General features: G+C 58.7%; 14 protein-coding genes. All 14 read right to left on the minus strand.

Features of this window, described 5'->3' with window-relative positions; genetic code table 11:
• Window positions 1–110: 110 nt before the first annotated feature.
• Window positions 111–1,031 (minus strand): DNA cytosine methyltransferase, encoded by a 921-nt coding sequence (locus V7756_RS12840; protein ID WP_335610582.1) that lies wholly within the window; start codon window positions 1,029–1,031, stop codon window positions 111–113.
• 26 nt (window positions 1,032–1,057) lie between these two features.
• Window positions 1,058–1,297: a hypothetical protein gene (locus V7756_RS12845; RefSeq protein ID WP_335610583.1), complete on the minus strand. Its 240-nt coding sequence runs from the start codon at window positions 1,295–1,297 to the stop codon at window positions 1,058–1,060.
• Complete coding sequence (locus V7756_RS12850; protein ID WP_335610584.1) at window positions 1,281–1,814, minus strand: HNH endonuclease signature motif containing protein; 534 nt, start codon at window positions 1,812–1,814, stop codon at window positions 1,281–1,283. Before V7756_RS12850 ends, V7756_RS12845 begins: the two co-directional genes overlap by 17 nt.
• 126 nt (window positions 1,815–1,940) lie before the next feature.
• Window positions 1,941–2,750 carry an N-6 DNA methylase gene (locus V7756_RS12855; RefSeq protein WP_335610585.1) on the minus strand — a complete coding sequence of 270 codons (810 nt, stop codon included), beginning with the start codon at window positions 2,748–2,750 and terminating at the stop codon, window positions 1,941–1,943.
• A 48-nt stretch (window positions 2,751–2,798) separates the two neighbouring features.
• Window positions 2,799–3,263, minus strand: coding sequence for a hypothetical protein (locus V7756_RS12860; protein ID WP_335610586.1), 465 nt, complete (start codon window positions 3,261–3,263; stop codon window positions 2,799–2,801).
• Window position 3,264: 1 nt separating this feature from the next.
• Entirely contained in the window at window positions 3,265–3,579 is a 315-nt protein-coding gene (locus tag V7756_RS12865) for a hypothetical protein (RefSeq protein ID WP_335610587.1), read from the minus strand.
• A gap of 390 nt (window positions 3,580–3,969) precedes the next feature.
• Entirely contained in the window at window positions 3,970–4,218 is a 249-nt protein-coding gene (locus V7756_RS12870; protein ID WP_335610588.1) for a hypothetical protein, read from the minus strand.
• 35 nt (window positions 4,219–4,253) lie between these two features.
• Window positions 4,254–5,021 carry a YqaJ viral recombinase family protein gene (locus V7756_RS12875; RefSeq protein WP_335610589.1) on the minus strand — a complete coding sequence of 256 codons (768 nt, stop codon included), beginning with the start codon at window positions 5,019–5,021 and terminating at the stop codon, window positions 4,254–4,256.
• 8 nt (window positions 5,022–5,029) lie between these two features.
• Window positions 5,030–5,911 carry a hypothetical protein gene (locus V7756_RS12880; protein WP_335610590.1) on the minus strand — a complete coding sequence of 294 codons (882 nt, stop codon included), beginning with the start codon at window positions 5,909–5,911 and terminating at the stop codon, window positions 5,030–5,032.
• Window positions 5,912–5,918: 7 nt separating this feature from the next.
• Complete coding sequence (locus V7756_RS12885) at window positions 5,919–6,989, minus strand: hypothetical protein (protein ID WP_335610591.1); 1,071 nt, start codon at window positions 6,987–6,989, stop codon at window positions 5,919–5,921.
• 95 nt (window positions 6,990–7,084) lie between these two features.
• A complete protein-coding gene (locus V7756_RS12890; protein ID WP_335610592.1) occupies window positions 7,085–7,486 on the minus strand; it encodes a DUF551 domain-containing protein in 402 nt (133 codons plus the stop codon).
• Window positions 7,483–7,794 carry a hypothetical protein gene (locus tag V7756_RS12895; RefSeq protein ID WP_335610593.1) on the minus strand — a complete coding sequence of 104 codons (312 nt, stop codon included), beginning with the start codon at window positions 7,792–7,794 and terminating at the stop codon, window positions 7,483–7,485. The genes V7756_RS12890 and V7756_RS12895 overlap by 4 nt, the downstream gene beginning before the upstream one ends.
• The gene (locus V7756_RS12900) at window positions 7,791–8,249 is read right to left on the minus strand and encodes a hypothetical protein (RefSeq protein ID WP_335610594.1); all 459 of its coding nucleotides are present in this window, start codon (window positions 8,247–8,249) and stop codon (window positions 7,791–7,793) included. Before V7756_RS12900 ends, V7756_RS12895 begins: the two co-directional genes overlap by 4 nt.
• Window positions 8,242–8,589: a hypothetical protein gene (locus V7756_RS12905; RefSeq protein ID WP_335610595.1), complete on the minus strand. Its 348-nt coding sequence runs from the start codon at window positions 8,587–8,589 to the stop codon at window positions 8,242–8,244. The genes V7756_RS12900 and V7756_RS12905 overlap by 8 nt, the downstream gene beginning before the upstream one ends.
• Window positions 8,590–9,645 lie beyond the last annotated feature (1,056 nt).

The raw sequence follows: 9,645 nt of genomic DNA on the forward strand, positions 1-9,645 counted from the left end.
GAAATCATGGTTCGTTGCACGCCAAAGCGCAGCGAACTCGCTCTTTGTCATCCACTCGTCTACGCGGATATGAATGCGCGGCTCGGGCGGCCGGGCTGTTAGTTGTGGGGTCATGCAACCCTCCGGATCTCGTTGATTATGTGGGAGACGGGGACCGGGCAGACCGCATTGCCCATCAGGTGAACCGCCAGCCGGTGGTTGTCCGGTAGCTGGTATGTGTCTGGAAAGGACATAGCCGAACGGCACTCATAACGGCTCAACATTCGCATGCGGTCACCATCGACCACAGCCCAGCGGTCAAGGGTTGTGATGGTCCCAATCGGGCGATCAAGGCTGCGGCCTGTAAGTCCAGAGCCGGACTTGTAATAAGGCATCAGGAAGCGGTCGCCATGAAGTTTTCGGCCCGCTGAAACTCTTTGCAGTGTTGCTGCGGCTCGCCCTGGCTTGTCGATCTCCGACCAATTGCCTGCATCAAAGTCGATGAAGGTTCGCGCGGTGATCTCTTTCTGCTGAACCAAGGTCAACATTAAAGGATTGCTCGAGCGAGTAATGACGAGAAATAGTCGCACCCGGTTCTGAGGCGCCCCAAGGTCTGCAGCGTCAACAATGTGTGGCGCCACCTGGTACCCGAGGGCATTCATTGCCAGCTCCCAAGGGCGGTACAGCGTCCATTGCAGGAACTCCGGCACGTTCTCGACCAGTACCAGGTCAGGGCGGTGATACTCAGCAGCCGAAACCACGGCCCACGCAGTCGAGCGGCTGGCGTCATGCTGTGGATTGCCTGCTGCTTTGCCGCGGGCCTTGCTGTGGCCTTGGCAGCAGGGGCTGGCCATCATCAGGTCATGCTTGGGCACCAGCGACCAATCAGCTTGGTGCAGGTCTTGGCAAAGGTGCTGGGCTTCTGGGTGGTTGCGGCTGTGCCACTCGACCGCATCCGGCCAGTGGTTAGCGGCAAAAACTACATTACAGCCAGCAAGGGACGCGCCGGTGCTGAAGCCGCCAGCGCCGGCGAACAGGTCAATACAGTCCATGGGGGATTACCTCGGTTATGCGGTGGCTATTGGCGGTTGTTTGCGATTGCGGGGCGAATATGCGGCTTGGGGTCAACTTCGATGAAGCCAGAGCCCTTGTAGTCGCCGTCCGTCGCCCTAGCCATATCAACTTCAAGGCGCGCCGAGGCGTTCACTTCTGACGCGACTTGTGCGACTGCGCGCGCCTGGTCAACCGTGTATTTTCCTTCCAGCACACCATTCATGGTCTTCCCAAGGATTTCCCGCAGATCACTGAGCGTCTGCATTGGCTTTCTCCAATTTGTTGAGCTTGCGCTTGAACCAGCCAAGCTTGATTGCAGCGCTTCGGTAGTCGCTGCCGTAGCGGTCTATGCTGTTGCGCTGCATGCTCTCGGCACGGGTGAGGGCTTCAAGGTTGTGGGGCTCGAAGTTGGCGCGGTTTTTGTCCTTGAAGATCACGATATGGCCATCAGGCAGCGGCCCGTTGTGCTCTTCCCATATCAAGACGTGTACGGCCCGCCAGTCAGATTTTTTGCGCCCGGTGTCGGCCACTTTGCGGAACAGTATTCCGTCCTTGCTCAGACGCTCGGCGCCGACTGGCCGCCAAGTGTTTGATGGCCTGTCGCCCAGCTTGAACTGGGTTTCAGCAGATCGCCCGCCAGCCTTCCAGCCTTTCTTGCCGGCATTCCACGTGCTGTGGCCTGGCTTGAACTGGCCGCATCCAGTGATCGCCTTGTATTCATCGGTGCGCTTGAGCTGCAGTTTCTGCACTCGGTTATAGATAGAGCTGGTGCCGCGCCCCATTACCTCAGAGCACTGGTTCAGGGAGTGCGTTTTCCATAGCTCGCGCAGCAACGTATCTTCTTCAGGCGTCCACGCCTTGTATTCCAAGCGCCGCCGCCCGGTGTTTTTAGCCATTGGGTGCCTCGACTAGAAAAGCGCTAACTGCTCTTCGGTTATGATTTGAACTGGCGGGGGTAAGAAAGGCGGTGCAGATTCGTGGCTCTCGGCTTCTGCCCCGTGATCCATCTCACTGCCCAGCGCATAGCCGCGTTCAAGCTTGACGCCCCACAGCCCCATGATGTGAGCGGGCGTGAACCACTGCTCGCGAACCTCCATGGTCAGCGTGTTGCCCAGCACGACAATGGCCGGGATATGCAGCAGCGATAGCTGTAGAAAGGCCATGTGCACAGCGCGGCTGTCTACGTCCTGCGCTACGACGTGCATGTGCTGCTGGTAGTTGATGCCTGCCTTTGTCATGGCCTCGGCCATGGCGATCACCATGGCCCCAGCACCTGCAGCAGGCTCGCTTACCCGCACATATCCGCGCTGACGTATGAGGTCGCGGCAGTGTTCGCCATCCCCAACATTGACTTGAGCTATAAGCGCGCATAGGTGGTAAGGCGTGAAGAACTGACCGCGCGCGGAGTTACCCAGCTCAAGCTCTCCAAACACCTTGCCCAGCACATCGTCTGGGCCGAACTCCATAGCCAGGGTTAATTCGCCGAACATCATTGGGAACAGCTTTTGCTCTGCCGGCTCGTAGCGACCAATCAGCTGCATGTATCGAGCTTCGCGGCGTTCGTGCTGGGTCAGGTCGGTTGAGTTGGCCAGGGCAATAGCGGCCATTTCTATAAAGTCGCCGAACACCTCCCATAGGTGATGCCTGTGGCTGGCCTGCTGCAGCAGCTTGACCAGTGCTTTACGATGCGCTTCAGCGGTAGTTGCTATTGGAGGCATGGTTCGGGCATTCATGGTTGATACCTCTGGCCAGCCGGCCGGGTGGTGTTAAGCTGCTGCCGTCTGCTCCCAACAGCCCACGGCGTCGAACACGCGCGCCGCCTGCTCTTCGGTCAGCGACTCACCGGTAGGGCTGGCAATCCAGCCGTAACCGATGACGTGGGCGGGGTTGCAGGTGGCTATCAGTGCGTCATGGTGCTGAGTGATGGCATCGTTGATCTGCTCAGACCGGTACTTGCCTTGCGGTTCAATCTCTTCGCCTTTGATGTAGCGCTCACCGAGGGGCGAGCGGCAGAACACGGCGAGATAGATGGTCCACTGGTGGGGCAGGTCGCACACCCCGTCGACCAGCTGCCGCCCAGCTTTTACCGATCGACAGTTCTTCCAGTTGATCAGCCCCTGCAGGTCTGTCGGGTGAATGTCCACGATGACCACATGATTGGTGCGCAACAGGGCGTCAGTGGCGCGCAGCAGTCGGCGTGCCGTGTCGTTCTTCTTCCTGACCTTGGCCATATCACACCCTGTGCGTTTTCGACGGATCGGGCCGCCAGCGGATTCCGTTGGCGCGGGATACCTCATAGACGGTGCCGTCTGCAATACCCAGGCACTGCGCAGCGTAGCGACGGCTATAGCGTTCACGGGCCATTGCTCGAAGCTGGGTAATGAGATTCAAGCGCTCGTCCATATTGCTGCTGCGCTGGCGTGGGGCGCGCTGCTGGAAGCCGGGCAGCTTATTGACCTCACCACCTGCCGCCAAATACTGTTCAACACTCGCCGATATCCGGGCAGCCTCTGCCGCCCGTGCTGCTGGGATGGTTTGCTGTAGCATTGGGTTAAGCTCCGCGCGAAAGGTCTACAAACTGATCCGTCTGCTGAACGTGCAAATCCTCGATCAGCAGCTTTTCTTCAATCGTGAACAGCGGGTTGCATGTGCTGCAGTGCCCAGCGACAGAGACGGCGCGTGAATTGATCTGCGTGTGCCCGTAGTCCCTGGAACAGCAGGGGCACCGGACAAGATCACCTGCGTTGCAGCACTTACTGGCCTCTGTGTGACTGTCGTGAATCTCTTCACATGCAGGGCATTGGTAGACTTCCGACACGGTAGGCATGCAGCATTCCTGGGCACCGTCTTCGTCGTCATGCACTTCTCTGCACTTGCCACACTGGTAAAGTGTTTTGATTGAGTCCATTTAACTCACCGTGACGCTGCCGCGTGACGTTATGGGTTTTTCATAATTTCCCGTAACGCCTCGTCAGGCAGCTTGCTGATGTTGTGGATTGCCCTGGTCACCAGATCAGCGTTTTCGTCGATTCCGGCAACGCTTTTGATGCGCTCCATGCAATCGGCTGTGCCTTGATAGACGGGCATGTTCAGGGTGAATGCGGTCAGGCGTTCGGCTCGCTCGCTGTCCCGCAGCTTCTGGCGAGCACGAAGAGCGCGCATCCGCTCGGCTCCGGACTTTGCCATTGCGTCTCCATACCCCTTAACGGGGAGGGTGGGGGTTAGGCGGCCTTGGCGCGCAGCTTCGATTCGTACTCATCGACCAGCGTCTTGAACTGCCAGAGGTCGGCTTCAAGCTCTTCGATGTAGTTCTCGTCACGCTCGTACTCGCCAAGCCACAGTTCACGGTCAGCGGACTTGAGGGCAGGGCAGTACATGCCGATGTGCGCCCACTTGCGGCCAGTGATCCAGAGAACGCCTTGCACTTGATCCTTGATACCGTCAGCATCGTTTTCGATGTGAAAAGCGCGCAGCTTTTCAGGAGCAAGGAAGCACTTGTATTCGCTGACTCCTTCCTCACCGATGAAGCCGTCTGCGCTGGCGCCGAACGCCAGGTCATCTGTCTTGACCAGGCCTACTTGCTTAACGATCAAGCCGGTACGGATTTCGTGAGCCATGCGAGCATCAGGCTCAAGCTCATGACCGCGGCGCATCTGCCATGTCACAAAACCGCCGTCCAGTGGTTCGCCGCTGATACGCTCGACGGCCAGGCGGAAAGCGTAATCGCGCGCAGCTTCGGAGTATTCGCCGACCGACTCGCCGTCAAGGGCTCGCTGGACCACGTCCGCTTTCGGCGCAGTCTTGTACCCGGCAGTTTCTCGGGCGGCCGCTTCGCTCTTCCCGGCCAGCAGCGCGTCAACGTAAAGCTTCTGCTGCTTCGTCAGGCCGTTCACCTTCGACCTGGCGACAGTGAACATGCTGGCTGTAATGCAGCCGGCGCGCTCTGCATACCATACCGCTGACCCTTGCGGGCATTCGATAGCAATCATGGGTCACCTCAATCGAAAGGAACGTCATCGTCATCACTGGGTTCGGTCGCCGGCTGCTGCGCCTCTGGCTCAGGCTCAGATGCCGCATGCTCTTTCTTGAGCGCTTCGCCTCGGGCACCGACCGCTGCCTTGAAGGCGTTGTATGCGGTCATATCCTTCACGGCTTGAATCTCTTTAACGCCGGCCTGCCAGATTTCAGTCAGCGCCTCGGCATTCGTGGCACCGGTCGCCATCTTGACCCACTTGGCGGTCAGCTCCGGATCGGTTGCGGGCTGGCCTGCTTCCTCGGTGCGCAGCTCTTCGGGGATGTCCTCGATGTCCTGCGTGAAGATGTCCGATGCCGCTGTGACATTAAGCGTCATGGCGATCATGGCCCGCTTGCAGGCCATCTTCAGGATGGTGTTTGCAAGGTCGGCCGGCTCGGTCCGGATCTGATCAACGCTGTTGCCGTTCTTGTAGAACTTCTTGCGGCGCATGTTCTCGGGCGTGTAGTCCAGTTCCGCCTTGCAGGCAGCGCCGCGCCACTTGTACTTCTCTTCGCCAGATGAGCACTCGCCAACACCTTCGCCAAGCGTGATGCCTGTTGTCTGGTGGCGGCCAATGCAGGTGACGCGGTAGCGGGCGTGGCCGTCGCTGGATAGGTCTTCAATGCGGTATTCCTGCGCAATGCGGAACGTCACGCACAACACTTCGGCGCCCGGCTTGTACAGCGTGGGTTTCGGTGTGCCGGGAATCGTCCCGTAGTGGGTGTCACGCTTCATAATGTTCTGCATGACTTCCTGCACCAGGTTGACACGCTGGCGTATCTCCACGACAGAGAAGCGGTGTGCTTCGCTGGCGACCAGGCCGGCAGTCTCTCGCTGCGCGACCATTGCGATTTCTTGTCCCATGGGAACCTCAGTATGAAATTGTGACGTTGGGGATTTGGCGCTTGGCGATCAGGACCACCGCTTGCTTGGCGTACTCTTCAGGCATGCCGCCCGCCATGAACGCCTGCATTGCCGCCTTGTTCACTTTGGCTTTGTTCGCCACGTCCGCTTCACGCGCTGCTGCCTGACGCGCAATCTCTTTCTGCTCGTCCAGATAGCGCTGGCGCTCGGCTGCGGCTGCGGCTTCTGCCTTGGCTGCTGCATCCTTCTCTGCCTGTTCGGCGCGCTGCTGTGATGCCAAGCGTTCGCGCTCTGCCGCTTCGGCCTGCTGCTGCAGTTGGCGTTCGCGGGCTTCTGATTGCGCCTTGGATTCGGCTTCGCGGCGAATGACAGCATCACGCTCTGCTTGGGCGGCCTGTGCTGCTTCGGCGCGGGCGCGCTCTTCGGCCTCGCGCACCAGCTGGGCTTCTCGCTCACGCTGGGCCTGTGCTGCCTGCTCTTCGCGTAGACGCTCAAGTTCTGCCTGCTGGGCTTCGTGCGCTTGGCGCTTGGTCAGCAGCTGTTGCAGCGCCTCCAGGCTTGCGGCCTTAACCCGGTGCGCTTCGGCTTCAAACTCCTGCCATGACTCACTGATGTCGATGGCCTGCAGGTTGCTGATCTGAACCTGAATGCCGGCGGCGCTGAGTTCGTCGGATACCACAGCGAACAATTTCAGCTCGTTGATGCGCTCTTCAAAGTCAGCAACTCGCGCTGCCTCTTTGGCTTCCCAATCTGTCAGCGGCTTGCGCACCTCGTCACGCAGAGCGTCCATGCTATTCACGAACTCGCGCAATTCAGCCTCTACGATTCGCGGCTGATCCTTGAGACGCTTCAGGTAGTCGCGGCCAGGCTTCTCGACGGCCACTTTCGACTTGCTCACCTTCGCAGCCAGGCTGGCCACACGATCGCGGCCTTTCTTGGTGCTGAGGTCTGGCACCTCGCCGGTTACCTCAGAGCGAACGCGCTCAATGAAAGGCTTCAGGCCATCGGGTACATAAATCTGAGGCGCGTTGTCCTCGCTGATGTCGTCAACCGACACCAGTTGCTGTTGTGCATTCATTGTCTTGTCCTACAGAGTTGAAGCCATGAGCGGCAGGATTACGAATGCCGCCAGATAGGTGAGGATTTCGGCTGTTTGCCAGAGGATGTAGCGGATCATTGGGGTGACTCCGGCATGGGTTGCCAGTGGGTGATCGTGTAGCTCACCCCTTCATTGGATGACCATCGACCGCCCTGCCTGTGCGCCGCATCTATGAATGAGGGGTAGTATCCGTGACGGTTTACCCAAACAATCACCTTCTTATTTTCGGCGGGCAGTCGCTCCGTCACCGGCACCCACCGCTGCGCCTCTTCCAGCTCGGCCAGGCGGCGCGACAGCGATGCAATAAGGTCACGCGCAAGCTGCCCAATACCATGCGGCCCAAGTGCGCCTCGCGCATCGACAGCGAGCAGTGAGGCGGCGCTGCGCAGGAGCTGAGCGTTATCGCCGTGGAATGCATCTGACGGCAGCTCTTCTATCAGCTCATCAGTGGTCGATTTAACGAGTGGGGTTGTCATCGCTTGTACCCCTGATTGTTCTGACTGAATGTGCAATTGAATCCCGATCCCTTGTCGAGTTCGGTCATCAATACTTTGGCCAGTTTTTGGTCTTTGCTTCCCTGGTTGCGCACACGAACGTGGTAGTTTCCCGCTGAGGTCTTGTGCAAATAGAAGACTAAGCAGACGCCAGTTTCTCGGTAGGTGAATGCTTGGTAATCATGCTCAGACCAGTCGAGAGCGCCGTTGCGACCAGCTAAAATTTCAGCAGCCAGCTTGAAATCGTCCCTGCACAGCTTCTGATACTTTCCTGCATTCGGGTCGCTCACTTATCACCTCCCAGTACCAGGCTTGATACAGCCAGCAGTCCGCCCAGTAGCTCGTTGATGTAAATGCCCGCAACAAGGCCGAGCGTTGCAGAGGCGGCCACCAGAGCAAGCGCTCGCCATGTGACCCACGGGCTTGGTGCCGACTCGATCAGCAGCGGCTCATTGGCTGCCGGCGTTACGACCACCTGGCGCTGCGGCAAGAAGTGAAGCAGGCGAGCTGAAAACATACGGCTGTATTCCAGCTCAAGCGCGTCTTGCTCGCACTGGCTGATGGCGCCGCAATCGACCAATTGGCGCAGCTCTTCGCGCCCGGCGACGATAAATCCGTTCAACTGTTTTTTATCGGCACCCTTGAGCAGTGCGCGGCGTAGGTCGATGATGCGAAAGCCTTGCTCTCTGCTGAGCTTCACAGGGCGCCAGAACATCCGGTTGCTGGTGGTTGCTGGGTTATCCACGGCTGTTTCTCCTTTCCAGTGAGTCGTGCAGCATCTTTGTAGCGTGATCCTCAAGGGCAGCCCGTGCAGCCTTGGCGCGGTCACGCATGAATGGATCACTGCAGCGGCTGGCGGCCAGAATCAGGTCAACGCAAAACCCGTCCGGTACCAGGTCGTACAGCTCTTCGTCAGCGCTCCGGCGGAATGCGTCATAACTCAGCAGCGCGGTGTCAGAGCAAACCATCAGCTCGTCTACCTCGTTGTCGAAATCTGGTTCGTCTGCGGGCTCTGGCGGGCTGTGCAGATCGGAATGGCATAGCGGGGCCGGGTATGCCCGGGTAACTCGCTGGTGTGCGTTCATATCAATCTCCAGACAAGGGAGTGCCCACAGGCATGGCGTGCATGCTTCTGGACACTGGAAGGGGGTTGGGGTGGTGCTGGTTAATGCATTGGTAGAGTGATCTGGCTTTGCCAGTCGTCAGGGTTGCGGCCCTTTCGATCATTACGCGGCGCATACCCGCTCGCGCCAAATCACTCTCCAATACATCCCCACAGCCGCCTTTGGCCCTGCCGGGGTGATTGGTCAACACTTTCGCAGTTGCCAGCGACCGAGCAATTTACTCGGCACCAGTGCCGCTCTCTGCGTGGCGGGATGCCACGTCCCAACGGCTTGCTCTGTCGGCTTTCGCCATGTTCGGTGCCGGTTACGTCTCCGGCGCGGGCTCTCACCGCCGTCTTGCTTGGCTGCCTAGGTTTCCGTCCCGCCCGCTTGCGCGGATAGTATTTTCTTAGACAGCTGCCGCACTCTCACGGCAGTCACACGCTCTTAGCTGGTGTCGCTTGAACCCGCCCGACCGGGATTACGCCCAATCCGCATAAGCGGGGTGATGCAGATGGCCGGACGCTAAACCGGCGACTGGTATCAGTGCGCTTCTCGATAACGGGCCAACTGGCCTTATGGTGCTGATACCCGGAACCTCTACCCCGAAGGGCTCATAGTGCGCGCTTGTTCCCGCGCTTCCCGCGTGTCTCTAGGCTTGGCGGTGTTATGCCTTGCCAGCTTTCCACGCCGCATCTACATCTGACTGGCAGCTCAGTATCAGGCGTGTTGGGCAACGAATAAAATCGCGCGTTCTCATCCCTTCAAGCTGCCAGTCAGATGCCCTCTCAGTGAAAGGGCGATGGGTTATACGATTAAATCAGCGTGACGCTTTGCGGCTTCCAGGTATGAATTGCCTACCTCTTCCTCAAGCTCTCCATCCACAAACTCGTAATCACCTGAACTAGCGCTACTAATGGCAATATTCAGGTTCTTCGACGTTTCATGTGGATTTGAGGATTTCTCCAGCAGGGCTGGCAATCATATAAATCATGGTAATGAAATTGTGGTTGCTGCGGTAACCACGAGCCCGCGCCC

Source organism: Halopseudomonas sp., from assembly GCF_036961105.1.
GTDB lineage: Bacteria > Pseudomonadota > Gammaproteobacteria > Pseudomonadales > Pseudomonadaceae > Halopseudomonas.

Bases quoted from the DNA above. Each gene is read 5' to 3' on its own strand.
- V7756_RS12870 (WP_335610588.1), bottom strand. From the start codon at position 4,218: ATGGCAAAGTCCGGAGCCGAGCGGATGCGCGCTCTTCGTGCTCGCCAG.
- V7756_RS12865 (WP_335610587.1), bottom strand. From the start codon at position 3,579: ATGCTACAGCAAACCATCCCAGCAGCACGGGCGGCAGAGGCTGCCCGG.
- V7756_RS12880 (WP_335610590.1), bottom strand. From the start codon at position 5,911: ATGGGACAAGAAATCGCAATGGTCGCGCAGCGAGAGACTGCCGGCCTG.
- V7756_RS12890 (WP_335610592.1), bottom strand. From the start codon at position 7,486: ATGACAACCCCACTCGTTAAATCGACCACTGATGAGCTGATAGAAGAG.
- V7756_RS12875 (WP_335610589.1), bottom strand. From the start codon at position 5,021: ATGATTGCTATCGAATGCCCGCAAGGGTCAGCGGTATGGTATGCAGAG.
- V7756_RS12850 (WP_335610584.1), bottom strand. From the start codon at position 1,814: ATGGGGCGCGGCACCAGCTCTATCTATAACCGAGTGCAGAAACTGCAG.
- V7756_RS12905 (WP_335610595.1), bottom strand. From the start codon at position 8,589: ATGAACGCACACCAGCGAGTTACCCGGGCATACCCGGCCCCGCTATGC.
- V7756_RS12840 (WP_335610582.1), bottom strand. From the start codon at position 1,031: ATGGACTGTATTGACCTGTTCGCCGGCGCTGGCGGCTTCAGCACCGGC.
- V7756_RS12845 (WP_335610583.1), bottom strand. From the start codon at position 1,297: ATGCAGACGCTCAGTGATCTGCGGGAAATCCTTGGGAAGACCATGAAT.
- V7756_RS12860 (WP_335610586.1), bottom strand. From the start codon at position 3,263: ATGGCCAAGGTCAGGAAGAAGAACGACACGGCACGCCGACTGCTGCGC.
- V7756_RS12855 (WP_335610585.1), bottom strand. From the start codon at position 2,750: ATGCCTCCAATAGCAACTACCGCTGAAGCGCATCGTAAAGCACTGGTC.
- V7756_RS12885 (WP_335610591.1), bottom strand. From the start codon at position 6,989: ATGAATGCACAACAGCAACTGGTGTCGGTTGACGACATCAGCGAGGAC.